This window comes from Brucella sp. IR068, assembly GCF_049065885.1.
In the GTDB taxonomy this organism is placed as follows: Bacteria; Pseudomonadota; Alphaproteobacteria; order Rhizobiales; family Rhizobiaceae; genus Brucella; species Brucella intermedia.
Genome location: NZ_JBAKHE010000002.1, coordinates 182,437 through 208,371 on the forward strand (window position 1 = coordinate 182,437; position 25,935 = coordinate 208,371).

Consider the following 25,935-nt stretch of genomic DNA (forward strand, 5'->3'; position numbering starts at 1 on the left):
TGTAGGGTCTATTGCGTGGCGGGCATCATCACGGACCGGCTTGGGCAGGCATTGGCGTCCACCTCATCGCAGGAACGGAATTGCAGGTCCTTTGTCATGCAGATGCGGACTTCCTGCAGATAATTCCGCTTGCAGCTGATCGAAATACCGTCCGGCTTCATGCCGGGATTGGCTGCGATGAAGGCTTTTTCGACAAGGATAGGGTCCACGCGTCGCCCGCCCGCCGTCCCGCTGGCCAGACTGCGCAGGCTGGGCGGAATGTTGACCTGATCGAAAGCGTTGCGCAGCGTGGCGAAGTAATCATTCTGTGAAAGGCCCGAGCAACTGCCGTGCTTGCGCCATTGATAGGCGACGAGGCCCGCAGCAGGCATGATGTCCGACAGGCTGGAAATAATCCGCCGCGGCACATAACTGCCGCCGCTTCGGTTATTGTCCACCTGACAGTTCGCCGGATAACCCCATTCGTTCTGCGGCCAGAGGCCATGCACCACGAAACCGAATGGCCGGCTGGTGCCGCATTGCTGCTTGTTGGCGCGCGGACCTTCCGATGCGCAATAGCTTGGCGACCAGGAAAGGGCGAGGACGTAGAAATCGAACTCGCCCGGAATATCATCAGCGCGTGCAGGCAGAGCTGCCAGAACATTCGCCGTTGCCGCTGCAAGCAACGTAATCGCAGCAGCGCCAAACTTCCGCAGCATGTGCCCTCCACTCAATCGTTGCTCAAGGCGTCAGTGTCTGAATCAAAAAAGCGGGAGACCGGCATGGCGATTCCAAGAGCAGATACCAGTGGTCTTTTGGTTCCGACATTTGCTCAGCGCTCATATCCGAGGGATGCAAATGTCGGGATCAGACCACTAGCGAAGAACGCGGCACCGGGCGTCGTATACATACCAGCGGTCGAAACCGTCGACGCAGAACTCGACGTTGCGGCCCATGGAGGCAAAGCCCTGGCCTTCCTCGACCATATACCAGACCGAGCGATACTGACCGTCGCTCAGAACGGCGGTCGCCTTGCAATAGGTGCGCTCAATCTGGGCAGGGTTGGTCTTCGGCTCATACCGCGTCAGCTGAACGTCGCTCATGGCCGAAATGCCGACCTGCGGCAGGTTCGGGACGTGGCGCACCTGATAGCCGAAATCGGAAACCACGGAGCGCAGCACGCTCTGCTGGCTGCACGCACCCGCATCTGCAACACCTGCGGGTGCCGGGGCAAGATAGTCTGCGGCGCTCGCTGGCAGGGAAGCCAGCGTCAGGGGAAGGACGGCTGCGGCGAAAGCGGCTGCGCGTGAAAACTGTCCGATGCGATCCAGGGTTCGTTGCATATCTCTATCCTGTCCGAAATTGCGAGCCAGCTCGCTGAATTCTGTGATGACCGAAGCCTCGTCGAGGCGCAGTTTCTGCTAGCAATTTCTCCGGGTCAAGTGCGATCCGTCTCGCTGCGCACCCACTTGAGGCTGAAATTGCTCCCCTTTTCCTCGGCCAGAAGCTTGGTAAGGCAGGGAAGCAGGGTTTGCATCTCACTTTCGAGTGTAAAAGGCGGATTGACTACAATCATGCCCGTGCCATCGAGGCGCGGTTCTGCAGAAGGCGCGCGAATCGCAAGCTCGATCTGCATGATCTTGGGAATGCCGGTTTCACGCAGGCGTTTGGTGAACCGTTCGGTTTCCCTGCGGTCCTTCACCGGATACCACAGCGCATAGATGCCGCCGCCGAAACGCTTGTGCGCCTTGGCCAGCCCGTCGACCAGACGGTCGAATTCGCCTTCCTTTTCAAAAGGCGGATCAACCAGCACCATGCCGCGCTTTTCCTTCGGCGGAAGGTGCGCGCCAAGCGCCAGCCATCCGTCGAGTTCGGTCACGCGCACCTGATAGTCGCCATCGAAGAGTTTTGCCAGCCTGGCCGAATCCTGCGGATGCAGTTCCAGCGCGGACAAACGGTCCTGCTTGCGCAGAAGATGCCGCACGACAAGCGGCGAACCCGGATAATGACGAAGCTTTTCGCCTTCGTTGACGGCGCGGACGGCGGCGAGATAGGGCTCCAGCAATTCCAGCGCTGGCTGCTCGATCTGCCCTTTCTTCACCGCATCCACGATGCGGTCGATGCCACCTGTCCATTCGCCGGTCTTCCCAGCCTCGATACCTTTCAGGTCATAGAGGCCGATGCCCGCATGGGTGTCGATGACGCGAAAGGCCTGATCCTTGCGCTTCAGATATTCGACAAGACGGGTCAGGATGACGTGCTTGACGACATCCGCGAAATTTCCGGCGTGATAGGCGTGACGATAATTCATGGCTGCGCTTGTTTCATGTCGGCCTGTTTTCGGCAAGAGGCAGGGAATGGCAAAACGCCCCGGTGTCTCAATCAAAAAGCGGCAGGCCGGTTTGAAAATCGCGACTTCTGGAGCGGGTACTGCGTCGTTGCTGCAATATCTCTCCTGTCACAAATGTGACATACAACCTTCAACATCTGCTCCTTATCCTCTGAGTCGAGTCCCGAAATGTCTGGTGGCGTCCTTCTGATCGTCCTCTTTGGCGCGTTCCTCCACGCGAGCTGGAACGCAATCGTAAAGGGGAGCGGAGACAAGTTCTTCAGCGCCGCCAGCGTTACCGGCGCTGCCGGGCTGATCGCTCTTTTCATCGTGCCTTTTCTGCCGCTGCCGAACCCGGCAAGCTGGATTTACATGCTTCTGTCGACGGTAACGCAGACCTTTTATATGTCGCTGGTGGCAGCGGCCTATAAATCCGGCGACATGAGCGAAGCCTATCCGATCATGCGCGGCACGCCGCCCTTGCTGGTGGCGCTGGTGAGCGCGCCTCTGGTGGGCGAGATCATTGGCTGGCAAAGCTGGCTTGGCATCATCCTTATCTGTTCCGGCGTGCTGGCGATGGCGCTTGATGCCCGGCGCAGAAATCGCGGTGCTTCAAGCCGCACGGCCTTGCTGGCTCTCACCAATGCCGGTTTCATTGCCAGCTATACGATCATCGACGGCCTTGGCGTCCGCGTTTCGGGAGAGCCGATTTCCTATACGCTGTGGCTGTTCCTGATGAACGCCATACCGCTTGCCGGCTGGGCATTCTATCGCGAGCCGGACCGCTTCATCCATTACCTGCGCAATCACTGGCGACCGGCCATGATCGGCGGGGTGGGCACATTGGGGTCGTATGGCCTGGCGCTCTGGGCGATGACCATGGCCCCGATTGCCGTCGTGGCGGCACTGCGGGAGACGGCGATCCTCTTCGGCGTGCTCATTTCCTTCGTGGTACTGAAAGAAAAAGTCGGCCTGCCGCGCTTTGTAGCTGCCGGGCTTATTGTCTTCGGCGCGATTTCATTGCGCCTGTCGTGAAAATTTATTTCGTCACAGTTACAATCTTCCGGCAGAAATTCGTTTCTGCGGCAAGTGGCTTGAGCTAATAAAGTAGTATGAACCAGCACGCTCCCATTTCGAATATCAAGATCGGTCATTCGGCCTGTCCGCATGATTGCCCGTCAACCTGCGCACTCGACGTGGAAATTCTCGACGAGCGCACCATCGGGCGCGTGCGCGGCGCAAAGGACAACAGCTACACCGCTGGCGTCATCTGCGCCAAGGTGGCGCGCTATGCGGAGCGTGTGCATCACCCCGACCGCCTGAAGCACCCGCTGGTTCGCGCCGGTGCAAAAGGTGAGGGGCAGTGGAAGCAGGCTTCGTGGGAAGCAGCCCTTGATCTCATCGCAGAGCGTTTTTTGAAAGCCGAACAGGATTATGGCAGCGAAAGCGTCTGGCCCTATTATTATGCAGGCACGATGGGGCTGGTGCAGCGCGACTCGATCAATCGTCTGCGCTTTGCCAAGCGTTATTCCAACCAGTTCGACAGTTTCTGCACCAATATGGCTTGGACCGGCTATTTCGCCGGAACCGGCAGCCTGACCGGTCCCGATCCGCGTGAAATGGCCAAGGCCGATGTCGTGGTCATCTGGGGCACCAATGCCGCCGCAACGCAGGTCAATGTCATGACCCATGCGGTCCGCGCGCGCAAGGAACGCGGTGCCAAGATCGTCGTCATCGACGTTTATGCCAATGCGACAGTCCGGCAGGCGGATATGGGCATCGTGCTGAAGCCGGGAACCGATGGCGCCTTTGCCTGCGCGGTCATGCATGTGCTGTTCCGCGACGGTCTGGCTGACTGGGATTATCTGGAGCGTTATACCGACGATCCGAAGGGGCTTGAAAAGCATCTTCAGACCCGCACGCCGGAATGGGCGGCTGCGATCACCGGCCTGTCCGTTGAAGAGATTGAGGCATTTGCTCATCTCGTCGGCAAGACCAAACGAACCTATTTCCGCCTCGGCTATGGTTTCACCCGCCAGCGCAATGGCGCGGTCAACATGCATGCTGCCGCTTCGATCGCCTGCGTGACGGGCGCTTTCCTTCATGAAGGCGGCGGGGCGTTTCATTCCAATTCCGGCATCTTCAAGATGGACAAGCGCGAGATCGAAGGTCGCGCCATGCAGGATGTGAGCCTCCGCTTTCTCGACCAGTCGAAGATCGGACGCATCCTGACCGGTGACCCGGAAGCGCTTTATGGCGGGCCGCCCGTCATGGCCATGCTGATCCAGAACACCAATCCGATGAATGTGACGCCGGAACAGCGGCTGGTCCGCAAGGGCTTCGCGCGCGAGGATTTGTTCGTTGCCGTGCATGAGCAGTTCATGACGGATACGGCGAAGATGGCCGATGTCGTCCTGCCTGCGACCACATTCCTCGAACACGACGATATCTATCGCGGCGGCGGGCAGCAGCATGTCGTGCTCGGGCCGAAGCTGATCGAGCCGCTTGCCGATGCGCGTCCGAACATCTTCGTCATCAACGAACTGGCGAAACGGCTTGGCGTAGGGCATCTGCCGGGCTTCGACCTGGACGAGCGCACGCTGATCGACAACATGAATGCCAATAGCGATCTGCCGCATTTCGACGAATTGAAGGAAAAGCGGTTTGTCGATCTGCAACCGCCCTTCGAGGAAGCGCATTATATCAACGGTTTCAAATGGCCGGACGGCAAGTTCCGCTTCCGCCCGGACTGGACGGGAAGCCCTTCGCCCAACAAGCCGCCGGAAGTCATGGGACTTCAGGGGCCTCATCATTCCATTCCGGAATTTCCGGACCATTGGGAAGTGATTGAAACGGCGGATTCCGAACATCCATTCCGCATGACGACCTCACCGGCCCATAATTTCCTGAACTCGACCTTTGCCGAGACGCCGACATCGCTTGCCAAGGAAATCCGGCCCGAACTACTGATCCATCCCGACGATGCGGCAGAGCTTGGCATAGAGGACGGCGAGCGCATCGAGATCGGCAATCATCGCGGCGAGCTGGTGCTTTATGCCGTGCTGCGCGCGGGGCAAAAACGCGGTGTCGTTGTTTCCGAGGGCATTTTCCCCAATTCCACCTTCGAGCGCGGCGAGGGGATCAACATCCTGATCGGCGCCGAACCGGCAGCTCCCTATGGCGGGCTTGCGGTGCACGATACCAAGATCTGGATACGCAAAATAAATGCATAAATATTAATCCAACAACGCCGGGGCGCATATATAAACTATATATGCGCCCCGGCGTTGTTGTTTATTCGCGCTGCCCGTTAGCCGGCGTAACGCAGTTTCAGCTTGGAAACACCCACGGCGGCATTCAGGCCGCGCTGGCCCTGAAGCGAAATCGGCTGAAGCGAAATCGTCTTCCACGAACCGCCCGTCAGGATATTGGTGCCGAAGCCGACGCCGATGGCTGCATTGGCGGAAGCACCGACATAACGGCCCTGAAGCGCGCCTTCCGGACGAACGCTCGGAGCCCATACGGCCCAGGCGACACGGCCACCATTGATGAAGCCGACATCGACGCCGAGCTTGGTGATGGTGCCGGTGTAATGCTCAATCGGGCCGCGACCGCGGGCAGGCCGGAATACGCAATCCACATCCTGCTGGCTGCCGATGATTACGCCGATAGCCGGGGAGATGTCGCAGGACAGCATACCGACTTCCGAGCGTGGCTGGGTACGACCCGAAGCGGGAGGAGCTACGAAGTCGGCTGCGAGAGCTGGAGCCGTAACCGCAAGGCCGGAAACCACGGCCATTGCCGAAAGGAAGGAAGTCGAGAAACGGAGAGACATGTCTTTGTCCTCTTCTGAAAACATATTGAAAGAATCGCTTTCCACGACTCTTAACGGGGTTTGCCGAAGCAAGTTCCGTTACGAGGGGGAATTAGAGCTTTTTGCGGGAAATTAAAGTTTTGTTAACAAAAAACTTCGTGTGTGATGATTTTGCCGCGGATCAGACGCTGACAATTACGCTATCTGCCTGAATCTCTGCCCGATCCCCTGCCTCTCCGGCGGCGAATTTGCGAAGGGCGGCGGCATAAAGCTGGTGCTCGGCCTTGAGGACGCGCGCTGCAAGTGTTTCAGCATCATCTCCGGCGCGCACCGGCACTGCGGCCTGCGCCAGGATTGGACCCTCATCCATCCCCTCGGTCACCAGATGAACGGTGCAGCCTGCGACTTTCATGCCCGCATCCAGCGCCCGCTGATGGGTGTGCAGTCCGGGGAAGAGCGGCAGCAGGGAAGGGTGAATGTTGAGAATGCGGCCTTCATAGGGAGCGATGAAGCGGCCCGACAGAAGGCGCATGTAACCGGCAAGGCAGATGATGTCCGGCTGCAACGCGGCAAGGGCTTCCAGAATGGCATCTTCATGCTCATCCTTCGAGGCGTAATCCTTGCGCTTGAAGACCTGCGTCGCAACGCCTGCGCCTTGCGCCCTGGCAAGACCGCCAGCTTCTGCCTTGTCGGAGAATACGGCCACTATTTCGGCTGGAAAATCCGCAGGTTGCGCGGCGCGGATCAGCGCTTCCATGTTGGAGCCGCCGCCCGAAATGAAGATGACGACCCGCTTGCGGCTCATAGCGCAAGCTGGCCCTTGTAGACGACGCCATCCTTTTCGCGCTTGACCATCTGGCCCAGCGTGACGACCTTTTCGCCTTCGGTGGCAAGCGCTGCCACGACTTCATCGACCTTTTCAGGCTTCACGACAGCGATCATGCCGACGCCGCAATTGAAGGTGCGCAGCATTTCGTTCGGCGCGACGCCGCCGGTTTTGGCAAGCCATGAGAAGACTGGCGGAACGGAAATGGAGGCAAGGTCGATTTCGGCGGCAAGACCTTCCGGCAGGACGCGCGGAATATTGTCGGGAAAACCACCGCCAGTGATGTGCGCCAGCGCCTTGATGCCGTCCGAAGCGCGGATCGCGGCGAGAAGCGGCTTCACATAGATACGCGTCGGGGTGAGCAGCGCTTCACCGAGCGTCGCGCCCGGCTGGAACGGCGCATCGGACTTCCAGCCGAGGCCGGAAAGCTCGACGATGCGGCGCACCAGCGAAAATCCGTTGGAATGAACGCCGGACGAAGCCAGACCGAGAATGACGTCACCTTCGGCAATGTCGCCGCGCGGCAGCAGGCGGTCGCGCTCAGCCGCGCCAACCGCGAAACCGGCAAGATCGTAATCGCCGTCGCGGTACATGCCCGGCATTTCAGCGGTTTCACCGCCGATCAGCGCAGAACCGGCCTGACGGCATCCTTCGGCAATGCCCGCAACGATGTCCACGCCCTGGTCCGGCGAAAGCTTGCCGGTCGCAAAATAATCGAGGAAGAAAAGTGGCTCGGCACCCTGAACAACGAGATCGTTGACGCACATGGCAACCAGATCGATGCCCACCGTGTCGTGCTTGTCGGCGTCGATGGCGATCTTCAGCTTGGTGCCGACGCCGTCATTGGCGGCAACGAGCACCGGGTCCTTGAAGCCTGCGGCCTTGAGGTCGAACAGGCCGCCAAAGCCGCCGATCTCTCCGTCCGCACCGGGGCGCCGCGTGGAACGCACGAGCGGCTTGATCTTCTCGACCATCAGGTTGCCGGCATCGATGTCGACGCCAGCCTGCGCATAGGTCAGGCCATTATGGGCGGCAGACTTGTCGGCGGGCTTATTGGCGGGCTTGTTTTCCATGGTCATGGCCTGCTCCTGAAATGGGCGCTTATCCACGCAGTTGTCTAATGCATTTTCGGCAAAAGCGTATAACGGTTTTGCTCAGGAAAAATGCGATAAACAGAGAATGTGCGCGCAATGCCATGAGACGGCGCTGCCTGCAAGGCCACAAGGCCCGAAAAGAGTGAAACAGCGCAGAATTCCGACTAAAATTGTAAAGCGCTGCCCATCATCCGACAGAAAGGTTGTGTTTCGTCAGGCCTTTCGCACAGACATTGCAATCCTCGGCAACCGTTCTAACTTGTCCGCGACTGCAATAAGACATCCGTAACGCCGTTCTGCTATCAGGACTGGTTCTATCCAACAGTTTTCCTTTAAAATGGACGCACATGGTCAAGAAACCGACACCCACGCGCACCACCGCCAGCCGAACGATCCGTCAATCGGAAGCGAAGGTTCGCGACGGCGACATTCACGTCAATGTGGAAGTCGGTGCGCTGACCGGCTCTTCGGTGCGCCGTCAGGCGATGTTCTGGGTGGGCGCAGTCGCGGTCTTCGTCCTGTTTCTCGTCGTGTTCAGTTCCGTCCTGCTGCCTTTCGTGGCCGGGATGGCGCTGGCCTACTTCCTCGATCCCGTTGCGGACCGGCTGGAGCGCCTCGGCCTTTCGCGGCTTGCCGCCACGGTCGTCATCCTGCTCATCTTCTTGATGGCGCTGGTCCTCGGCCTGATGATCGTCGTGCCGATCCTCGCAACGCAGCTTGCGGATTTCATTTCCAAAATCCCCGAATACATCACCCAGCTGCAATCGCTTCTGGCGAATGAGGATTCGCAGTGGCTGAAGAAATATATCGGCATTGACAGTTCCGTCATTCAGCAGAATCTGAGCTCGCTGCTCCAGCAAGGCGCCGGTTTCCTCTCGACCTTGCTTCAGTCCCTGTGGAATTCGGGGAAATCGCTGATCGATATTGCGGGCCTTTTCGTCGTCACACCGGTGGTCGCATTCTACATGCTTCTGGACTGGGACCGCATGGTCTCGAGCATCGATTCATGGGTACCGCGCCGCCAGCTTCACACCGTGCGCCGCATCGCACGCGAGATGAACGCCGCCGTTGCCGGTTTCATTCGCGGGCAGGGAACGCTCTGCCTCATTCTTGGAACCTATTACGCCATCGGCCTTACGCTGACGGGGCTCAATTTCGGCCTGCTGATCGGCTTTTTCGCCGGTCTCATCAGCTTTATTCCCTATATCGGCTCCTTTGTCGGGCTGGCGCTCGCCATCGGCGTGGCGCTGGTCCAGTTCTGGCCCGACTGGATCATGATCTGCGCCGTCGCGGGCGTGTTTTTCCTTGGCCAGTTCGTGGAAGGCAACATCCTCCAGCCGAAGCTCGTCGGCTCGTCCGTGGGCCTGCATCCGGTCTGGCTCATGTTTGCGCTTTTCGCCTTCGGCTCGCTGTTCGGCTTCACCGGAATGCTGGTGGCGGTGCCTGCCGCGGCGGCGGTCGGGGTGCTTGTGCGGTTCGCATTGAATAGCTATCTCCACTCACCGATGTATGATCCTGCCTACCATCAGCCGGACCCGGATGCGGGGCCGCTGATCGAGGCGGGCGAGAGTGCGGGCAGAGAGAAATGAAATTGGGTCGTGACGGGCCGGGCGTTACAACAGGATGTGCAGGAGGCTGCGATGCGTGAGGCACCGCGCCAGATTCCGTTGAACCTTGAGCATCAGCCCGGTTACCACCGGGAGGACCTGATCGTCACGGGCTCCAACCGGGCCGCCGTCGACCTCATCGACCGCTGGCCGAACTGGCTGTCGCCCGTCACCATCCTTGCCGGACCGACCGGCTCGGGCAAGACGCATCTGGCGGAAATCTGGCGGGCCGGAACGGGCGCGCTTCTGGTCGACCCTTCCAGCATCACCGAAGAAGCCGTGAATGGCGCTGCCGAATATCCCGTGCTGATCGACGATATTGGCGCCACGCCTTTCGATGAAACGGGGCTTTTCCACCTCATCAACAGCGTCCGGCAGAATGCGGCGCAGGGAATTGGACCTTCCTTGCTCATGACCTCACGGCTGTGGCCCGCGAACTGGAACGTCAAGCTTCCCGATCTTGCGTCGCGCCTCAAGGCTGCGACCGTCGTGGAAATCGCCGAACCGGACGACTTGCTGCTTTCAGGCGTCATTCACAAGCTCTTTGCTGACCGGCAGGTGAGCGTGGAGCCCCATGTCGTCGCCTACCTGGTCAGCCGGATAGAGCGCTCGCTTCTGTCTGCAATCCGCATCGTCGACAAGCTCGACCGCGCGGCGTTGGAGCAGAAAAGCCGCATCACGCGCACGCTCGCCGCACAGGTTCTGGCCGACAGCGAACAGCCGGAACGCTGAGGATGAGGATAGCGGTCACAGGGGCAGGCGGTTTCATCGGAAGCGCACTGACGCAAATGTTGGCCGGTGAGGGGCACGAAGTGCTGCCTCTGTCCCGAAACGCGCTGTCCGGTCCGGACCTTTCAGGCGTGGAAACAGTCGTCCATTGTGCGGCACTCGCGCATCGGACGGGCGCGGAACGTCCCGATGCCGCAACATTCGATGCGGTCAATCATCGGCTGGCGGTGGAACTTGCCGCCAGGGCAAAGGCGGCCGGTGTAAAGCGCTTCGTTTTCGTATCCACGATCTATACGGTCGCGGGAAACCCGTCGCCCTTGACGCCGGACATGCCGCTGAAGCCGCGTGACGATTATGGGCGCGCCAAGGCCAGGGCCGAAACCGATCTGCGGGAACTAAGCGGGATAGAGATCGTCATCGCACGTCCGGTTCTGGTCTATGGCCCGAGAGCGCGGGCGAACCTGAAAGCGCTGATAAGGCTCTGCGACAGCGGATTGCCGCTGCCTTTCGGTCTGGCAAACAACCGGCGCAGCTTTGTGTCGCTGGAGAATGTCGCGCGCGCGCTGACATTTCTAAGCGTTGCGCCTGCGCAAAAGGTTGCCGGGCGCGTGTTTCACCTTGCTGAACCACAACCACGTTCCACGAAGGAACTGGTGACGAAGCTGCGGGCTGCCTTGGGAAAGCCTTCGCGGCTTGTGCCGGTTCCGCCGGTCGTCATGCGGCTCCTGCTTTCGGCAGCGGGCAAAAGCGGGCTTTACGACCAGCTTTATGGCGATCTGGTCGCGGACACTTCATCGCTGATTGAAGCAGGATTCGATTATCTGCCGGGTGACCGACAGCTTGAAGCAATGGCGCAGGCGGTCTGATCCAACATTCTGGATCAATTCTTCTGGCCGACAGCTTTTGGCGGCTCCATGCGGGAATGCGCTGGACGCGGAGCCTGTCTGGACGGCGCTACGGTCGCGGTTTGCTGCTTCTTGGCAATCGAGCCGGTTATCAGGCTGGCGCTGTCCGGCTTGTTGCGTCCGCCGATAAGCTGGTCCTCATGCACCCAGCCGATCATGTTCGTCTTCGGGACGATCACGCGATGCCAGCGTCCGGTCTTTCCATAAGAGCGCATCTCGCGGCCTTTTTCCACGACGCCGATGGATGGCGACTTGTCCCAGGCATTCTTGTGGATGGTGAGGCGCGCCTTGGCGTAGATCACCGAAGGCGAGCTTGCCGGTGTGTTGACGCCGCGCGGCGGCATTGAGCGCAACGCAGCCGCGGGCGGCTGGGGCGCAACGACCTGATTTGCGGGGCGCGGTGGGGTGGCGGTCTGGATTGCAGCCTGCTGCACCGGCTTTTGCGGAGCGGGCGCCGCAACGGGCGCGGACGGGCGTGGCACCGGGCCGACCGCAGCGCCATAATCCTTCGACGGTGACTTGCTTTCAGGGGCCTTGCTGGTGACGGTCGCCTTCGGTTCCGTTTTCGCGGCGGGCTGCGCAACCGGCCTGGACACAGGGCGCTGGAAGAGCGCTGTTATCGCAGCCTGTGGGCTCTTGTGCTGGGACGTCGCCCAGAGGCTGAAGGCACCGAGACCCAGAATGGCGGCCAGCGCGAGCAGGGGAGTGGACGAGCCCGAAGATTTGGCTGAACGCTTGGTGGAGCGCTTGGGCGAGCGGGTGGTGCGTTTGCGTGCAGCCATCGTCTGTCTCCTGTTCGAATCGCGATGGGGAGACGCTACCAATTGTTCCTTCGCATTTGGTTACCGGGGCTTGCCGCCGGTGCTGCCCGAGCGCTGCCCCAGCGCTGCCCGAGCGCTGAGACGGCAACAAAAAACGCCGCTTTCGCGGCGTTTCGAGGCAGGGTGGCAAGACTTACTGGTGGCCAGACGTCTTATGATCGCAGGAGGTCTGGCCGGAAGCCTTCTCCTGCTGCCGTTGGTTGGCTTCGCTTGCTTCAACCGCGTTGCGCAACTCCGCCCATTCGCGTTCATGACGACGATAAAGCTCATCGGAAACAGTCTGGATACCCATTTGGTCCTCCGTTTTATCTGGTGCCCCAAATAACATGGCGAGGGCGAAAACGTTGCATCACAAAGCGTAAGCGCTTGAAATCTTAATCGGTTTATATGTTTATAACTTGAATTCGATTTCAATTTTCCTGAATGGAAATGCCGCCTTCTCCGATTTTCATCTCGATCCCGGCGGGTTTGGTCTCTTCGCGATAGACATAGATCGCCAGACCTGCGGCCACGACGATCAGCGCGCCAATAATCAGATAAAGCCCGTTTCTGTTCACATTCAGTCTCCAGCTGGTTGGTAGTGAATTGAGAACGCCAGCGCGTGGGGTTTGGTTCCGGAAGGAACTTTCTCAAAACAAAACCCACGCAAGCGGGGCTCGCGTGGGTCTGCCTTCCGGTCGATCACGTCAATGCGTGATGGCCGGCAGTGTTTCTGTCGGGACCATGGAGGTAAATGGCGGCAGGTAGGCCTGTGCCATCACCAGAAGGCCGACGAGGGCGGCAAGCGCCACGGAATGGAAGAACACATAGCGCAGGATCTTCGCTTCATGCCCGTACCACTGCGTTGCGGTGGAGGCGACGACGATGGACTGCGCGTCGATCATCTTGCCCATCACGCCGCCGGACGAGTTTGCCGCAGCCATCAGGACGGGTGACAGGCCGAGCTGTTCCGCCGTGATCTTCTGCAAGCCGCCGAACAGCACATTCGATGCCGTGTCGGAGCCCGTCAGCGCCACGCCGAGCCAGCCGAGCATCGCACCGAAGAACGGATAGACCCAGCCGGTCTGCGCGAAGGCGAGCCCGAGCGTCGCGTCGGTTCCCGAAAAGCGCGTGACATAGCCGAGCGCGAGCATGGCCGAGATCGTGATCAGCGAGAAGCGGACCACATAGGCCGTCCTGCCATATTCCTTCAGCAGCCGGAGCGGGTTGAAGCCCAGCACCAGCCCGCCCACCACTGCCGAGAGAAGGATGCCGGTGCCGGTGGCCGAAAGCAGGTTGAGCGTATAGATCGCGGCCTCCGAATGCGCTTCGGCCACCACCGGCGGAACCTTGAACACCATGTTATGCAGATAGGGGATCGGCATTTTCCACACCCACAGCGAATCGAGCCATGTCCGGAACTGCGGCGTGCCCCAGAGGAACACGAACACCGAAAGGATAAGCCACGGGGTCCATGCCCGGAAAACGGTTCCGGTGGAATGTTTCGGCGGTGCGGGCATGGGGCCTGCATCCACTTCGCCTTCCTGTCCCGTCGACGTCCATATCCGCTTCGGCTGCCAGACCCGCAGGAACCCCGCCAGCGCTGCCATCGAACAGATCGCAGCCACCACATCCACCAGCCATGGCCCGTGGAAATTGGAGACCAGATATTGCGGAATGGCGAAGGCCACGCCCGCCACCAGCAGCGCAGGCCAGACTTCCAGCATGCCCTTGCGCCCGGCAAAGGCCCAGATCAGCCAGAAAGGCACGAGGACGGAGAAGAACGGGAGCTGACGCCCGATCATCCCCGACAGCTGCATCAAGTCTATCCCCGTCACCGCCGAAAGCGCGATGACCGGCGTTCCAAGCGCGCCATAGGCGACCGGCGCGGTGTTGGCGATGAGCGAAAGCCCTGCTGCGGGCAGGGGCGCAAAACCCAGTCCCATCAGCATCGCGGCAGTCACAGCGACAGGCGTGCCGAAACCCGCGGCACCTTCAAAAAAGGCGCCGAACGAAAAGGCGATAAAGAGAAGCTGGAGACGGCGGTCCGGCGTGATGCCCGCAATGGAATCGCGCAGGATGTTGAACTGGCCGGTCTGTTCTGTCAGCCGATAAAGAAAGATGACGTTGAGAATGATCCAGCCAATGGGCAGAAGTCCGTAGGCGGCACCGTAAACGGCAGTGGCGCCTGCCATGTCGGCGGGCATCCCGAAGCCGACAACTGCAATCACAAGCGCTGTAAGAAGACCAAGTATGGCTGCGGTATGCGCCTTGATGTGAAAGAAGCCGATACCGCCCAGCAGGACGACAATCGGCAAGGCGGCAAGCAATGTCGACAAGAACATGCTTCCCAAAGGGTCATAAACTTGATTCCAGGGCATCGGTCCTCCCTTCCTGGATATGCGTTCCTTTCCTTGACATGAAATACGCCGCCGCAATTTCGCCGACGGTTATGCAATGAACGGCCATTCTCTCCCCGAACGGCAGTCATGTGGTGCGTTGCTAATTTATGTAGGCAGATAATTGGTAAGCTTACTTTACCAGCGCTGTCAATTCGGTGATTCTGCTACTTTCGGACGGAGAATGGCTTTATCCGTTGCAAGCGACCCGGTTTCTGCTGCCGGAGGTTGCGCTCATGCTGGCGGGACGTCGAGGGCGGCGAGCGAAATACTGCGAAAACCCGCTCTTCCCGCCATCCTGTTCGGATTGAAGGGAAAAAGCGCAATCTGACAATTTTGCCTCTTGCTTTATCTCGTTTGATTATCTAGTGAAGCCGCACCCGCTTGAAAGCGACGGAGCGTAGCGCAGTCTGGTAGCGCACCTGATTTGGGATCAGGGGGTCGCAGGTTCGAATCCTGCCGCTCCGACCATCTTCCCCAAGGTTTAAATGGTCGACACTTTGGATGCCCCGGCAGAGGCTGTGGCGTGCGTCTTTATCGCGTTGACATGCATTCACGTGTAAACTATTGCCTTGGTGGATTTTCAGCTCCCCGGCGGAGCAAAGCAGTTCAGGGTTCTTCAAATGGTTGCACGTATTTACCGTCCAGCTAAGACTGCCATGCAGTCCGGTCAGGCCAAGACAGACCAGTGGCTTCTGGAATATGAGCCGGAAAGCCCGCGCATGGTCGAGCCTTTGATGGGCTACACGTCTTCCGGCGATATGAAGAGCCAGATTCGTCTTTTCTTCGCCACCCGGGAGGAAGCCGTCGATTATGCGAAGCGCAATGGCATCGCCTATCGCGTTTTCGAGCCGAACGAGCCGAAGCGCCGCAAGGTTTCCTATTCTGACAATTTCCGGTTCGACCGGACGATGCCCTGGACGCACTGATTGCCTGTATGGCCTGACAATTGCATCAGGCCCGGCAATAGGTTAGTTCGGCAGGGCTTTGCCATCAAAGCCTTGCATTCATTGAATATCTTCGATCTTAATCGAAAGATCAGGTCCCGTAGCTCAGCTGGATAGAGCACCGGCCTTCTAAGCCGTAGGTCGCAGGTTCGAATCCTGCCGGGATCGCCATCTTCGCCTCATCAATTATTTGCTTGATCGCTTCCCTGCGGCACCTGTCGAGGGCGACGCTTTCCGTAATCCGATAATGCAGGTTTTAGCGCGAAACTCGACAAAACTGCGCGCAGACGCCGCGAAGTGGTTCGCTTCGCGGCGTTTGCCGTCTCTACGTGAATTGTCAGTCACTGACCGTGCGGGCCGTCCGGTCCGCGCTGCCTCAGGTAGACGCGCGGCCCGTGATTGCCATGCCAGCGCGGGCGGTCACGCCAGTCGCGACGATCCCAATGTCTGTTCCGGTAATAGCGACGGTCGCGATACCAGTAATCGTCACGATCATTGAGGGCCGAGCCTATGGCAAGGCCGGCGATCAGCGGAATGCCGATCAACGCAGCGGTTCGACCGAAATCATCGGAATATCCGCCGGAAGTTCCTTCCCTGAACGCGAGATAGCGTGACGAGGCCCAGCCAAAGGTCGGGCCATAGCTCACCTGACACCAGCCGTAGCCGGCTGTGCAGCCGCGCACCGTCACGGGCGCTCCGCTCGGGATGGAGCCCAGCGTCGCATAGCGCGTGCCGGGGCCGGTGCGGATATTGAGATTGGTGGTGGAAATGGCGTTCGCCGCCTGCGCTGCGCCCGCCGCAAACACGCCCAGGGCAACAAGGGCGGCTTTGAGAGCAAGCTTCATCGGAGTTCTCCCTGTCGTTATTTCCAGTAAAACGCCATCGGCGCGGGAAGGTTCCAGCGAGGGCAGGCGGGCCGCAATCCCCGAAAGCAAAAGCGCCGGAGAACCGGCGCTTTCGACAACCTTGCACGGTTTGGGGATTATCGCCGGCAGCGCGCCACATAGATGCGGCCATGACGGTCGCGATACTGGCAATTGCCGTTGCGCAGTTCACGCACCAGCAGGCCGCCCAGCGCACCCGCACCGGCGCCGATCAAGGCGCCGCGTCCGCCACCGGCAATGCCGCCGATGATGGCCCCGGCGCCCGTGCCGATGGAAAGATCCTTTTCCGTAGTGGTGCAGCCCGTTATGGCCAGAAGGGCAACCAGCCCAAGTGCTACTTTCCGCATCCCCATCTCCTCCAGAAAAAATACCAGACCATGTATGAACGATCGATCTCAAATTCGGTTGCGTCGGACCGGCAAGGTCCAGGCAAAAATATAGCGGTGCGAACCGGCGTCAGTGGCGGCGATGGCGCAGGATGACCGCGATGGCCAATGCGGCCAGTCCGAACGCGATAACGCCTTGCAGAATGAAAACCCAGTTCATCATGATCCAGTCCTCTGAGCCTTGCCCTTGCGGGTGCGCATGTATTCGGGCTTTACCTAGCGCATTTTGCACGGATGGGAAATGCGGGGCTGCTGCTTTGTGCCAGGCCGATGAAATCATTAAATTAATTTAATGGGCGCATTCACTTGGCATTCACATTGGCGGGCGCATTGTCCTCCCATCGAATGTAACAAAGGAAAGCCGATATGAAGCGGATCGTTATTGCTCTCACTGCCCTTTCATTTCTCGCCGCGCCTGCTGCGATGGCACAGTCTTATCCGTCGCATCACGGCAAGCCGTCTCACGGCCAGATGCACAAGGGCGGCCCGAAATATGATGCGCGCAGATATGACGACCGCCGTCATCAGAGCTGGAGGAAGGGCAACCGCCTGCCGCCGAACTATCGCGGTCACGTCGTGAACAACTATTCGCGCTACAAGCTGCGCCAGCCGCCGCGTGGTTATCACTGGGTCAAGGTCAACAACGATTACCTGCTGATCGGCATCGCAACCGGCATCATTTCGTCGATCGTCGCGGGTCGGTAAATCACTGGCGGAAATGAAAAAGGCGGCCACTGGCCGCCTTTTTTGCGTCTGCGCATCAGTTCTCGGGGCCGAAATATTTGGCTTTCAGCTTGGGGATTTCCTCATTCTCATGGGCACTGATGATCGCCACGCTCGCCGGTTTGACAAGTTCGCTCTGGCGCGGGAAGGCGAAGCCATATTTGTCCGGACTGAACACATTGCCGACGAGATCGATAGGCTGGTCGGCATGCTGATGGGCATAATAGTCGAGGACCGGACCGTCGCCGACGATTGCCGCAATCTCGTCGTTCACGAGCGCGCCGACGGCTTCAGGCAGGTGATCGAAAGGCACGGTCGCGATGGAGCGTGATTTCAGGAACTGCTCCGCGACACTGCCCGCGCGCACGCCCACGGATTTCCCTTGCAGGTCCGACAGGCTGGAAATGCTGTTGTCGATATGGGCGACCGTCATGACGCTGGTAACCGATGAAGTCACATAGGCGATGATCGCAATGCCGAACACCATCCAGAATGTCTGCCAGACGCGTCCCACCCAGCCGAACAGGTTTTTGCGCGAGGTTTTGCCCGAAGTGGCAATGGAAACGACGTGGTAGAAGCTCTCCGCAAGCCCCTCGCGCCACCGCTTTGGAAAACCTTCATCAAAACGCCGGTCGAAAATCGTCAGCACCACCGTAGCGGCGAGGAGGATGAACAATATCCACGCATAGGTCGCCAGATGCCCGGCATCATCCAGGCGATTGATCAGATCGTCCCAGCCGCTGCCCGCCTGGGTGTGGATCATGATGCGCAGGCCCGCATCGAACCATGGATGCGTGAAATCGATGATTTCAGCCCGGCTCTCCGTGATTGTGAGATTGGTGACGGCTGCTTCAACCTTGCCTTCGGAAACAGCTTTCACCAGCTCCCCATAGTTGGGATATTCCACATATTGCGAAGCAAGATTCATCCGCGTGGCGATATCGTGCCAGATGTCGATGGCCATGCCGGAGTAGGAATCGCCTTCCTTGTTGACGAAAGGCTCGCTTACATACACACCCACCTGAACAGGCCTCGGCGTTTGCTGGGCGTGTGCGAATGAAGAAGCCGCTACCAATAGTAGAGTAAGCAGAGCTTTCCATAAGTTGCGACTGATTAAGCTCGTTGCTGCCTTTAACGACACGGTATCCCCCATAACTTCCTGCAGATGCTTCAATCTGGCCGATTTCTGTATTTGAATTATATTAATATTGACTTCCATTGCAGGCAATTTATTCCGCGTAATATTATTATTAGTACCCGCTAATTAAATTTATTATATGTTCCCTCGTTCTATGGAACCGAACGCGCCTTTTGCAGTTACCCGGCTGACAAGCCGAAAGTCATAAAGCGGCAAAAGAGGGGTTCATGGAAAATATCGACAATCCGGATTCTGCCGTGCGGCCGATCACGTCGGCGCCGCCGCGTCTGCCCACCCTGGCAGCAATGGCGGTCACCGTCGCCATCCTTTACTTTGCAAAGGATGTGTTTCTGCCGCTTGCCATCGCGGTGTTGCTGACATTCGCGCTGGCGCCGATCGTCGCCTTTCTGCGCCGGGCGGGCCTTCCGCGCCTGTTCGCGGTGATTACCAGCGTGGCGGGCGGCTTCCTGATCGTGGCCGTTTTCAGCGCCGTGGTTGCCTTCCAGGTTTCCGAAGTCGCGCAGAATGTTACATACTATCAGTACAACATCATCGAGAAGATCAGGACACTCAAGGAAGCGGGTTCCGACAACAGTTTCTTCGACAGGCTGAACAGCTTCGCCGAGCGCATAGGCACGGAAATCAACCGGCCGGAACAGAAAACGCAGGCGCTCCCTTCCGATGAGCCCGAGGAAAAGCCGCTCCTTGTCCAGATATTCGCACCACGCCATCCGGTGGAAACGCTTAGGAGCATCATCGAACCGCTTATCGGACCGCTGGCGACGACGGGTCTCGTCGTTGTCGTGGTGATTTTCATGCTGCTCGAAAGGGAGGAACTGCGCGACCGCTTCATAAGGCTGGTGGGTTACGGCGATCTTCATCGAACGACCGAAGCCTTGCAGGATGCGGGAAAGCGGGTCGGCCAATATCTGCTGACGCAGCTCGTGGTGAATATAACCTATGGTGTGCCTCTCGCCTTCGGTCTCTGGATTCTCGGCATCCCCAACGCGGCCCTGTGGGGAATGCTGGCAATCGTCTTGCGGTTCGTGCCCTATATCGGCCCGGTCATCGCGGCCATCTTGCCGCTGTTCCTTGCCTTTGCCGTGGCGCCCGGCTGGAACCTGCTTCTCTGGACGATCGGGCTGTTCGTCGTCATCGAGCTTCTTATAAACAACGTGATCGAGCCGTGGCTTTATGGTTCACGCACCGGCCTGTCGCCGCTTGCCATCATCGTGTCGGCCATTTTCTGGGCGTGGCTGTGGGGGCCGGTCGGGCTCGTTCTGTCGACGCCTCTGACGGTCTGCCTCGTGGTGCTGGGCCGCCATGTACCGAAATTCGAGTTCCTGGAAATCCTCTTCGGCAACGAGCCTGTGCTTGACCCGAAGGAACGCCTCTATCAACGCCTCCTTGCAGGCGACCCGGATGAAGCCACTGACAATGCCGAGGAAATGCTGGAACAGAAATATCTGGTCGAGTTCTACGGCTCGGTTGCTGTTCCCGCACTTCTGATGGCGGAGCGCGACCGGCTTCGCAGCGTGCTGACAGAGCAGCAGTTGCAGATCGTCACTGAAAGCACGAAGACGCTGGTGGCCAATCTGGAGCAGATTGCAACCGAGGAGGAGGGCGACGATGAAGAGATCGCGATTGAAAATCCTGATGGCGATGGCAGCAAAACCGATCTGGAGCTTCCTTCCGGCGAAGGTCGGTCGCTCCTGACCTTCGGCGGGCGAAGGGGGCTCGATGACACGGCGGCGGTCATGCTGGCGCAGGTGCTTGCCGTGCAGGGCGCCTCGGCAGAGGCGGTCGCGCATGATGCGCTCACTCCCGCCAGATTGAAGGCGCTGGATATTTCCGGCAGGGATACGCTGATGATCTGTTTTCTGGACCGGCAGGCGGCGCGTCACGCCCGGTTTGCGGTGCGCCGTCTGCGGCGGCTGCAACCCGCTGTGAGGGTAGGCGTGGTGCTGTGGCATGAGCCGAACGAAGCACGATCTGTCGACCGGGAGGCATTGCGGGAGGAGATGCAGGCGGATTTCGTCGCCTGCACCATGATTGAGGCCGTCGTTGAAGGGCTGTCGGAAACAAAGCCGAAGCCGCTGAAGGCAGCGGGCAAGACGGCGCGCGCACAGTCGCGCAAGGCAACCGCTGCAAAGCCCGCATAGACAAAACGCGATGAGCCTGACTCATCGCGCTTTTGTTAAGCCCCTGCGGCGATTGAGTATCTCAGTGCCTCGGTATCAAATTGCCGCGAAACCTTTTTCGAGATCGGCAATGAGATCCGGCACGTCTTCCAGACCGATCTGCAGGCGGATCACCGGTCCCGGATAGTCGCCCCTGGCGATGGTCCGGTCATTGAGGCGGACATGAACCGCGAGGCTTTCATAGCCGCCCCAGGAATAGCCAAGGCCGAAAATCTCCAGCGCATCGAGGAAGGCATGGGCTTCCTTCTGCCCGCCGCCGGCAAGCACGATGGAGAAAATGCCGGAGGAGCCGGAAAAGTCCCGTTTCCAGATTTCATGGCCGGGATGGCTTTCCAGCGCTGGATGCAGCACGCGGTCAACCGCCGGATGGCCTTCAAGCCAGCGCGCGATTTCCAGCGCGTTCTTGCGGTGCTGTTCCAGCCGCACGCCCATGGTGCGCATGCCGCGCAATATCTGGTAGGTGTCGTCAGCCGAAGTGCAAAGACCGAGCGTTCCGTGCGTTTCCAGAAGCTGCGGCCAGCATTTTTCGTTGGCCGATACCGTGCCGAACAGAATATCGGAATGGCCGGACGGATACTTGGTCGAGGCGTGGATGGAAATATCCACGCCGAAATCGAGCGCCTTGAAGTAGAGCGCGGTGGCCCATGTATTGTCCATCATGACGATGGCGCCGCCCTTGTGCGCCTCTTCGACGATAGCGGGGATATCCTGCATCTCGAACGTGTTCGAGGCGGGCGATTCCGTGAACACGACCTTGGTGTTCGCACGCATCAACTTCGCGATGCCGGACCCGATCTCCGGATCGTAATATTCGACATCCACGCCCAAGCGCTTGAGGATCGTATCGGCGAAATGGCGGGTCGGATTGTAGATCGAATCGACGAACAGCGCATGGTCGCCGGGCGACAGGAAAGCGAGAAGCGGAACCGTGACGGCGGCAAGGCCGGACGGGACGCAGATCGTGCCCGCCGAACCTTCCAGCGCGTTGATCGCGGCGCAAAGGGCATCGCTGGTCGGCGTGCCGCGCGTGCCGTAGGTGTATTTCTGGCCGCCGGTCGCCATTGTTTCCGCATCGGGGAAAAGCACGGTTGAGGCACGGACAACGGGTGGGTTCACGAAGCCATGATAGTCGCGCGGCTGATAACCGTCGTGGGCGAGACGCGTGTTTATACCCAGCTTCTCTGTCTTGACCTGCTGCTTAGTCACGAAAATGCCTCCAGACCATGTTGCATGCTATCCCGCTGATTCTCGCCTGCTGATTCTCGAAAGAGAGGATTCTGCCGGGTCGCATCAAGGTCGGCTGCGGCAAAAAGATCTGCGATTCCGTCTGCGGCGGAAATTTTGAATACTTGGATAGGATGCGCGCGTTCCGGATGCAACCTCGCGTGCCATTTGTTGCGTAATAAGCTTGTGAAAGGACATTTCAGTATGGCGGCGTCAGGCACGGGAAGCACTTTTCTTTATCCCTTTCGCGCAGCGCTGGAACTCCTTCAAGCTCTTCTGCGTCCGGCCTATAAGGGCGCGCCGTCCTCGTGGACGCTGGAAATGACAGCAATCGTCGTGCTTCTGCCCTTCATCATTCTCGTGCTGCATCTGTGGGATGCGGACATCATTCGCGTGACCGCGCAAAGCACCAATTTCATCATGCAGCTCCTGCGGACGGTAACGGATGCGATTCGCACCGTCGTATGGCTTGCAATCGGCATCGTCGTATGGCTCGCCACGGCGATACTGCTCTCACCGAAATTGCGTTCCGGCGCCAGAGCGTGGCTGGTGAAGCTCCACGGCTGGGCAACGCTCATCCTGACCTCGATCATCGTCGCAAGTGTGCCGGTCGAAATCGGCAAGCTCGCGATTGGCCGGGCACGCCCGTTCCTGCTCGATGACGTCGGCGCAGCCTATTTCTCGCCTTTCAAGGGCCAGTTCCTCTATGAAAGCTTCCCTTCCGGCCATTCCATGATGGCTGGCGTCATGATGGTTTCGCTCTGGATATTCCTGCCGCGCTGGCGCATCCTTACCGTTATGATCTGCATTCTCTTCGGAATAAGCAGGCTCGCAGCCGGGGCGCACTACCCCACGGATGTGGTCGCCGGTCTGACAATCGGATTCGTCACGACCTGGTGGGTGGCTCGCTATATGGCCACGCGAAATATTATTTTTTCTCTGGACGACGAAAGCACGATGCCGCGCGTCTGATTTCTACCGGAAATTGCCGGAATCGCGGCCCATCTGGTATGGTAGTACTGCCTAACAATCTGTGTTTATTTGAAAAAACCTGTGCTCCGTCCTCGCGTGCAATGTGGGCTGCACCCGACGACCTTCCTACCCAGAAATCGGGAAATCGTGTAAATTTTCGAATATTTCTCCCTCATCTTTTTTGAAAGCCTTTTCGCTCGCCTGCGTTAAAGCCTTGACCAAAGACAAAATTTCGCCTTCGATAAGACCCGTGAAGGCGACAGGTTTGTCACTGCGCTCAAAAGAAAAATTGAAGACCGGATAGCGGTCTCGGGCGAGGGCAAGCTGTTGTAGGGCATGGGCTTGGGAGGTCACGCGACTTATCCAACGGGTTTATGCAAAAAATAAAGCAACAAGAGACGCCATGGGCCATAGGTCCGGCGCTCTCCAGGGAACGAAAAAGGTTGCAGGCCAGATGAAAAAAACTCTTATGACGGGTGTATTGGGTGCGGCGGCGCTGTTTTGCGTAGCTTCGGGAGCATCCGCTGACACGCTTTCCGATGTGAAGGCGAAAGGTTTTCTACAGTGCGGCGTTAATACGGGTCTGCTTGGATTCTCTTCCCCCAACGACAAGGGTGAGTGGTCCGGCTTCGACGTAGATTATTGCCGTGCCGTGGCTTCTGCGATTTTCGGTGATCCGGCGAAGGTGAAGTTTACGCCGCTCAACGCCAAGGAGCGCTTCACGGCCCTGCAGTCAGGCGAAATCGACGTCCTGATCCGTAACACGACCTGGACCATCAGCCGCGACACTGCGCTCGGCCTCGATTTTGCCGGCATCAATTACTTCGATGGTCAGGGCTTCATGATCAATTCGAAGAAGCTGTCGGGCATCAATTCCGCATTGCAGCTTTCCGGCGCTTCCATCTGCGTTCAGGCCGGTACGACGACCGAAATGAACATGGCCGACTATTTCCGCGCCAACAAGATGGAATATAATCCGGTGGTCTTCGAAAAGATCGAAGAAGCGAACGCCGCTTACGATTCCGGCCGTTGCGACGCCTATACGACCGACCAGTCCAGCCTTTACGGCGTTCGTCTGGCGCTCGCCAATCCCGACGATCATGTCATCCTGCCGGAAATCATCTCCAAGGAGCCGTTCGGCCTGACCGTTCGTCAGGGCGATTCCAAGTGGACGGACGTCGTTCGCTGGGTGCACAACGCGCTGCTCAACGCCGAGGAATATGGCATCACGCAGGCCAATGTCGAAGAGATGAAGAAGTCTGACAACCCGGACATCAAGCGTCTTCTCGGCGTGGAAGCGGACACCAAGATCGGCACCGATCTCGGTCTCGAGAACGATTGGGTGGTGAAGATCATCAAGGGCGTCGGCAATTACGGCGAAATTTTCGAGCGTAACATCGGCTCCGGCAGCCCGCTCAAGATTGCACGCGGCATCAATGCCCAGTGGAATAAGGGCGGCCTGCAATATGGCATCCCCGTCCGCTGACGGGCATTACTCTCCGGACTGATCATCGGCGGGTGCAGCAGCGCCCGCCGGATTTGTCGGCTTTGCAGTTTGTCCGTTTGCTGTCGATCCCGCATCTGCCGGGCATAGGATGCTGACAAGCTGCTTTTTGGAATTCAACCGCGTCTTGCAGTCCTCGAAGGCTCGAACCGAGCCCGGACAGGAACGGCAGGACCGAACGGTTCGGCATTCGATATTCCGATTTCAGGCGTTGCCCGCAAAGGCGGCCAAGTCAATTTTTCGGGTTTGATGCTGTCAGCCGAGAGGCACAGGAAACATATGGCTTCCTATTCTGCAACTGAACGCCGCCAAGATAGCGGCGGAACCTCGCTCCTGTATGATCCGCGGGTTCGCGGCATCTTCTATCAGGTGATCGTCTTCGGGGTGGTCATCGGGGCAATCTACTGGATCGTGGGCAACACGGTCACCAATTTGCAGCGTGCGAACATCGCGTCCGGTTTCGGTTTCCTCAGTGGCCGCGCCGGTTTTGATATCAGTCAGACGCTCATTCAATACAGCAGCGACTCGAACTATGGCCGGGCCTTTCTGGTCGGCCTGATGAATACGCTTTACGTCGCCGCGCTCGGTGTCGTGACGGCTTCAATCATCGGATTTCTGGTCGGTATCGGGCGGCTTTCGCGCAACTGGCTGATCCGCAAGATCTGCACGGTCTATGTCGAAGTCTTCCGCAACATTCCTCCGCTGCTCGTCATCTTCTTCTGGTATTTCGGCGTGCTTTCGGTGCTGCCGCAGGCTCGCGACAGCATCGCCCTGCCGCTCGGCACATACATGAACAATCGCGGCTTCTTCATGCCCGCGCCGGTATGGGGCGAGGGGGCATGGCTTCTGCCCGTGGCGCTGCTCATCGGCATCGTGGCTTCGATCGTCATTGCGCGCTGGGCAAAGCGCCGCCAGATGGCGACGGGCCAGCCTTTCCACACGATACGCGTGGCGGCGGCGCTCATCATCGGCCTGCCCGTCCTGGCGCTGATCGCGACCGGCTTTCCGATCTCGTTCGATTTGCCGAAACTGGGGACCTTCAATCTGACCGGCGGTGCGCAGGTCAAGCCGGAGTTCCTCGCCCTGTTCCTGGCGCTGTCCTTCTACACCGCGTCCTTCATCGCTGAGACGGTCCGCGCCGGTGTTCTGGGCGTCAACAAGGGGCAGACGGAAGCGGCCTATGCCGTTGGCCTGCGTCCCGGCCAGACGATGCGCCTCATCATTGTGCCGCAGGCGCTGCGCATCATCATCCCGCCGCTGTCGAGCCAGTATCTGAACCTTATCAAGAACTCGTCGCTCGCAATCGCCATCGGCTATCCCGATCTTGTCGCCGTCGGCGGAACGATCCTCAACCAGACGGGTCAATCGGTCGAGGTCGTGGCGATCTGGATGGTGATCTATCTCGGCATCAGCCTGATTACCTCGGGCCTCATGAACTGGTTCAATGCCAAGATGGCGCTGGTGGAGAGATGAC

Annotated in this window: 26 protein-coding genes and 2 tRNA genes; 13 read left to right on the forward strand and 15 right to left on the reverse strand. The window is 59.0% G+C overall.

Going from position 1 to position 25,935, the window contains the following annotated elements; translation table 11 throughout:
* Positions 1-8: 8 nt before the first annotated feature.
* The 3 genes from ACOWVS_RS03785 to ACOWVS_RS03795 all read right to left on the reverse strand — a co-directional run bounded on the left by ACOWVS_RS03785 (position 9) and on the right by ACOWVS_RS03795 (position 2,290).
* Positions 9-698 (reverse strand): ribonuclease T2 family protein, encoded by a 690-nt coding sequence (locus ACOWVS_RS03785; protein WP_006472442.1) that lies wholly within the window; start codon positions 696-698, stop codon positions 9-11.
* Positions 699-854: 156 nt separating this feature from the next.
* The gene (locus ACOWVS_RS03790) at positions 855-1,322 is read right to left on the reverse strand and encodes a phage portal protein (RefSeq protein WP_006466434.1); all 468 of its coding nucleotides are present in this window, start codon (positions 1,320-1,322) and stop codon (positions 855-857) included.
* A 95-nt stretch (positions 1,323-1,417) separates the two neighbouring features.
* Positions 1,418-2,290: a 23S rRNA (adenine(2030)-N(6))-methyltransferase RlmJ gene (locus ACOWVS_RS03795; protein ID WP_039852475.1), complete on the reverse strand. Its 873-nt coding sequence runs from the start codon at positions 2,288-2,290 to the stop codon at positions 1,418-1,420.
* A 207-nt stretch (positions 2,291-2,497) separates the two neighbouring features.
* Here ACOWVS_RS03795 and ACOWVS_RS03800 point away from each other — a divergent pair, with 207 nt between their 5' ends.
* Both ACOWVS_RS03800 and ACOWVS_RS03805 read left to right on the forward strand, forming a co-directional pair.
* Complete coding sequence (locus tag ACOWVS_RS03800) at positions 2,498-3,343, forward strand: DMT family transporter (protein WP_075041636.1); 846 nt, start codon at positions 2,498-2,500, stop codon at positions 3,341-3,343.
* Positions 3,344-3,420: 77 nt separating this feature from the next.
* Positions 3,421-5,541 carry a molybdopterin oxidoreductase family protein gene (locus ACOWVS_RS03805; protein ID WP_063882627.1) on the forward strand — a complete coding sequence of 707 codons (2,121 nt, stop codon included), beginning with the start codon at positions 3,421-3,423 and terminating at the stop codon, positions 5,539-5,541.
* 77 nt (positions 5,542-5,618) lie between these two features.
* Here ACOWVS_RS03805 and ACOWVS_RS03810 read toward each other — a convergent pair whose 3' ends face one another.
* The 3 genes from ACOWVS_RS03810 to purM all read right to left on the reverse strand — a co-directional run bounded on the left by ACOWVS_RS03810 (position 5,619) and on the right by purM (position 8,027).
* Positions 5,619-6,143 carry a DUF992 domain-containing protein gene (locus tag ACOWVS_RS03810; protein ID WP_039852914.1) on the reverse strand — a complete coding sequence of 175 codons (525 nt, stop codon included), beginning with the start codon at positions 6,141-6,143 and terminating at the stop codon, positions 5,619-5,621.
* A 160-nt stretch (positions 6,144-6,303) separates the two neighbouring features.
* Entirely contained in the window at positions 6,304-6,927 is a 624-nt protein-coding gene (purN, locus tag ACOWVS_RS03815; RefSeq protein WP_006466438.1) for a phosphoribosylglycinamide formyltransferase, read from the reverse strand.
* Positions 6,924-8,027: a phosphoribosylformylglycinamidine cyclo-ligase gene (purM, locus tag ACOWVS_RS03820; protein WP_050790995.1), complete on the reverse strand. Its 1,104-nt coding sequence runs from the start codon at positions 8,025-8,027 to the stop codon at positions 6,924-6,926. Before purM ends, purN begins: the two co-directional genes overlap by 4 nt.
* A gap of 362 nt (positions 8,028-8,389) precedes the next feature.
* Here purM and ACOWVS_RS03825 point away from each other — a divergent pair, with 362 nt between their 5' ends.
* From ACOWVS_RS03825 to ACOWVS_RS03835, 3 genes are read left to right on the forward strand one after another with little or no spacing between them, the layout of a single operon-like run.
* Positions 8,390-9,631 (forward strand): AI-2E family transporter, encoded by a 1,242-nt coding sequence (locus ACOWVS_RS03825; RefSeq protein ID WP_006466441.1) that lies wholly within the window; start codon positions 8,390-8,392, stop codon positions 9,629-9,631.
* Between the two features lie 51 nt (positions 9,632-9,682).
* Positions 9,683-10,381, forward strand: a complete 699-nt coding sequence (gene hdaA, locus ACOWVS_RS03830; RefSeq protein ID WP_006472435.1) for a DnaA regulatory inactivator HdaA — start codon at positions 9,683-9,685, stop codon at positions 10,379-10,381.
* 2 nt (positions 10,382-10,383) lie between these two features.
* A complete protein-coding gene (locus ACOWVS_RS03835; RefSeq protein ID WP_063882623.1) occupies positions 10,384-11,244 on the forward strand; it encodes an NAD-dependent epimerase/dehydratase family protein in 861 nt (286 codons plus the stop codon).
* A gap of 14 nt (positions 11,245-11,258) precedes the next feature.
* On the opposite strand, the gene ACOWVS_RS03840 is transcribed toward ACOWVS_RS03835, so the two are convergent.
* The 4 genes from ACOWVS_RS03840 to ACOWVS_RS03855 form a co-directional block, all read right to left on the reverse strand.
* Complete coding sequence (locus ACOWVS_RS03840; RefSeq protein WP_039852477.1) at positions 11,259-12,065, reverse strand: hypothetical protein; 807 nt, start codon at positions 12,063-12,065, stop codon at positions 11,259-11,261.
* Positions 12,066-12,237: 172 nt separating this feature from the next.
* Complete coding sequence (locus ACOWVS_RS03845; RefSeq protein ID WP_006472432.1) at positions 12,238-12,396, reverse strand: hypothetical protein; 159 nt, start codon at positions 12,394-12,396, stop codon at positions 12,238-12,240.
* Between the two features lie 118 nt (positions 12,397-12,514).
* Positions 12,515-12,661 carry a hypothetical protein gene (locus ACOWVS_RS03850; protein ID WP_006466447.1) on the reverse strand — a complete coding sequence of 49 codons (147 nt, stop codon included), beginning with the start codon at positions 12,659-12,661 and terminating at the stop codon, positions 12,515-12,517.
* A gap of 129 nt (positions 12,662-12,790) precedes the next feature.
* On the reverse strand, positions 12,791-14,464 hold the full coding sequence (locus tag ACOWVS_RS03855; RefSeq protein ID WP_075041637.1) for an L-lactate permease: 1,674 nt from the start codon (positions 14,462-14,464) through the stop codon (positions 12,791-12,793).
* A gap of 412 nt (positions 14,465-14,876) precedes the next feature.
* Here ACOWVS_RS03855 and ACOWVS_RS03860 point away from each other — a divergent pair.
* The 3 genes from ACOWVS_RS03860 to ACOWVS_RS03870 all read left to right on the forward strand — a co-directional run bounded on the left by ACOWVS_RS03860 (position 14,877) and on the right by ACOWVS_RS03870 (position 15,600).
* Positions 14,877-14,953, forward strand: a tRNA-Pro gene (locus ACOWVS_RS03860).
* A gap of 152 nt (positions 14,954-15,105) precedes the next feature.
* Positions 15,106-15,411 (forward strand): ETC complex I subunit, encoded by a 306-nt coding sequence (locus tag ACOWVS_RS03865; protein ID WP_006472429.1) that lies wholly within the window; start codon positions 15,106-15,108, stop codon positions 15,409-15,411.
* 112 nt (positions 15,412-15,523) lie between these two features.
* A tRNA-Arg gene (locus tag ACOWVS_RS03870) sits at positions 15,524-15,600 on the forward strand.
* A gap of 170 nt (positions 15,601-15,770) precedes the next feature.
* Here ACOWVS_RS03870 and ACOWVS_RS03875 read toward each other — a convergent pair.
* Both ACOWVS_RS03875 and ACOWVS_RS03880 read right to left on the reverse strand, forming a co-directional pair.
* Positions 15,771-16,274: an SH3 domain-containing protein gene (locus tag ACOWVS_RS03875; protein ID WP_006472428.1), complete on the reverse strand. Its 504-nt coding sequence runs from the start codon at positions 16,272-16,274 to the stop codon at positions 15,771-15,773.
* A gap of 137 nt (positions 16,275-16,411) precedes the next feature.
* On the reverse strand, positions 16,412-16,660 hold the full coding sequence (locus tag ACOWVS_RS03880; RefSeq protein ID WP_021587819.1) for a YMGG-like glycine zipper-containing protein: 249 nt from the start codon (positions 16,658-16,660) through the stop codon (positions 16,412-16,414).
* A gap of 405 nt (positions 16,661-17,065) precedes the next feature.
* Here ACOWVS_RS03880 and ACOWVS_RS03885 point away from each other — a divergent pair, with 405 nt between their 5' ends.
* On the forward strand, positions 17,066-17,404 hold the full coding sequence (locus ACOWVS_RS03885) for an RcnB family protein (protein ID WP_006466452.1): 339 nt from the start codon (positions 17,066-17,068) through the stop codon (positions 17,402-17,404).
* Positions 17,405-17,459: 55 nt separating this feature from the next.
* Here the strand turns inward: ACOWVS_RS03885 and ACOWVS_RS03890 are convergent, their stop codons facing one another.
* Positions 17,460-18,443, reverse strand: a complete 984-nt coding sequence (locus ACOWVS_RS03890; protein WP_050791011.1) for a transporter substrate-binding domain-containing protein — start codon at positions 18,441-18,443, stop codon at positions 17,460-17,462.
* A gap of 344 nt (positions 18,444-18,787) precedes the next feature.
* On the opposite strand from ACOWVS_RS03890, the gene ACOWVS_RS03895 reads away from it, so the two are divergent.
* Entirely contained in the window at positions 18,788-20,722 is a 1,935-nt protein-coding gene (locus ACOWVS_RS03895) for an AI-2E family transporter (protein ID WP_006466454.1), read from the forward strand.
* Between the two features lie 75 nt (positions 20,723-20,797).
* On the opposite strand, the gene ACOWVS_RS03900 is transcribed toward ACOWVS_RS03895, so the two are convergent.
* Complete coding sequence (locus ACOWVS_RS03900) at positions 20,798-21,967, reverse strand: cystathionine beta-lyase (protein ID WP_006466455.1); 1,170 nt, start codon at positions 21,965-21,967, stop codon at positions 20,798-20,800.
* 222 nt (positions 21,968-22,189) lie between these two features.
* Here ACOWVS_RS03900 and lpxE point away from each other — a divergent pair, with 222 nt between their 5' ends.
* On the forward strand, positions 22,190-22,957 hold the full coding sequence (gene lpxE / locus ACOWVS_RS03905) for a lipid A 1-phosphatase LpxE (protein ID WP_039852485.1): 768 nt from the start codon (positions 22,190-22,192) through the stop codon (positions 22,955-22,957).
* 126 nt (positions 22,958-23,083) lie between these two features.
* Here lpxE and ACOWVS_RS03910 read toward each other — a convergent pair whose 3' ends face one another.
* On the reverse strand, positions 23,084-23,311 hold the full coding sequence (locus ACOWVS_RS03910) for a hypothetical protein (protein ID WP_006466457.1): 228 nt from the start codon (positions 23,309-23,311) through the stop codon (positions 23,084-23,086).
* A 100-nt stretch (positions 23,312-23,411) separates the two neighbouring features.
* Here ACOWVS_RS03910 and ACOWVS_RS03915 point away from each other — a divergent pair, with 100 nt between their 5' ends.
* Both ACOWVS_RS03915 and ACOWVS_RS03920 read left to right on the forward strand, forming a co-directional pair.
* Positions 23,412-24,443, forward strand: a complete 1,032-nt coding sequence (locus ACOWVS_RS03915) for an amino acid ABC transporter substrate-binding protein (RefSeq protein WP_006472421.1) — start codon at positions 23,412-23,414, stop codon at positions 24,441-24,443.
* A gap of 297 nt (positions 24,444-24,740) precedes the next feature.
* Complete coding sequence (locus tag ACOWVS_RS03920) at positions 24,741-25,934, forward strand: amino acid ABC transporter permease (RefSeq protein WP_039852488.1); 1,194 nt, start codon at positions 24,741-24,743, stop codon at positions 25,932-25,934.
* The last annotated feature ends 1 nt before the right edge of the window (position 25,935 follow it).

Bases quoted from the DNA above. Each gene is read 5' to 3' on its own strand.
- ACOWVS_RS03785 (WP_006472442.1), bottom strand. From the start codon at position 698: ATGCTGCGGAAGTTTGGCGCTGCTGCGATTACGTTGCTTGCAGCGGCA.
- ACOWVS_RS03790 (WP_006466434.1), bottom strand. From the start codon at position 1,322: ATGCAACGAACCCTGGATCGCATCGGACAGTTTTCACGCGCAGCCGCT.
- ACOWVS_RS03795 (WP_039852475.1), bottom strand. From the start codon at position 2,290: ATGAATTATCGTCACGCCTATCACGCCGGAAATTTCGCGGATGTCGTC.
- ACOWVS_RS03800 (WP_075041636.1), top strand. From the start codon at position 2,498: ATGTCTGGTGGCGTCCTTCTGATCGTCCTCTTTGGCGCGTTCCTCCAC.
- ACOWVS_RS03805 (WP_063882627.1), top strand. From the start codon at position 3,421: ATGAACCAGCACGCTCCCATTTCGAATATCAAGATCGGTCATTCGGCC.
- ACOWVS_RS03810 (WP_039852914.1), bottom strand. From the start codon at position 6,143: ATGTCTCTCCGTTTCTCGACTTCCTTCCTTTCGGCAATGGCCGTGGTT.
- purN (WP_006466438.1), bottom strand. From the start codon at position 6,927: ATGAGCCGCAAGCGGGTCGTCATCTTCATTTCGGGCGGCGGCTCCAAC.
- purM (WP_050790995.1), bottom strand. From the start codon at position 8,027: ATGACCATGGAAAACAAGCCCGCCAATAAGCCCGCCGACAAGTCTGCC.
- ACOWVS_RS03825 (WP_006466441.1), top strand. From the start codon at position 8,390: ATGGTCAAGAAACCGACACCCACGCGCACCACCGCCAGCCGAACGATC.
- hdaA (WP_006472435.1), top strand. From the start codon at position 9,683: ATGCGTGAGGCACCGCGCCAGATTCCGTTGAACCTTGAGCATCAGCCC.
- ACOWVS_RS03835 (WP_063882623.1), top strand. From the start codon at position 10,384: ATGAGGATAGCGGTCACAGGGGCAGGCGGTTTCATCGGAAGCGCACTG.
- ACOWVS_RS03840 (WP_039852477.1), bottom strand. From the start codon at position 12,065: ATGGCTGCACGCAAACGCACCACCCGCTCGCCCAAGCGCTCCACCAAG.
- ACOWVS_RS03845 (WP_006472432.1), bottom strand. From the start codon at position 12,396: ATGGGTATCCAGACTGTTTCCGATGAGCTTTATCGTCGTCATGAACGC.
- ACOWVS_RS03855 (WP_075041637.1), bottom strand. From the start codon at position 14,464: ATGCCCTGGAATCAAGTTTATGACCCTTTGGGAAGCATGTTCTTGTCG.
- ACOWVS_RS03865 (WP_006472429.1), top strand. From the start codon at position 15,106: ATGGTTGCACGTATTTACCGTCCAGCTAAGACTGCCATGCAGTCCGGT.
- ACOWVS_RS03875 (WP_006472428.1), bottom strand. From the start codon at position 16,274: ATGAAGCTTGCTCTCAAAGCCGCCCTTGTTGCCCTGGGCGTGTTTGCG.
- ACOWVS_RS03880 (WP_021587819.1), bottom strand. From the start codon at position 16,660: ATGCGGAAAGTAGCACTTGGGCTGGTTGCCCTTCTGGCCATAACGGGC.
- ACOWVS_RS03885 (WP_006466452.1), top strand. From the start codon at position 17,066: ATGAAGCGGATCGTTATTGCTCTCACTGCCCTTTCATTTCTCGCCGCG.
- ACOWVS_RS03895 (WP_006466454.1), top strand. From the start codon at position 18,788: ATGGAAAATATCGACAATCCGGATTCTGCCGTGCGGCCGATCACGTCG.
- lpxE (WP_039852485.1), top strand. From the start codon at position 22,190: ATGGCGGCGTCAGGCACGGGAAGCACTTTTCTTTATCCCTTTCGCGCA.
- ACOWVS_RS03915 (WP_006472421.1), top strand. From the start codon at position 23,412: ATGAAAAAAACTCTTATGACGGGTGTATTGGGTGCGGCGGCGCTGTTT.
- ACOWVS_RS03920 (WP_039852488.1), top strand. From the start codon at position 24,741: ATGGCTTCCTATTCTGCAACTGAACGCCGCCAAGATAGCGGCGGAACC.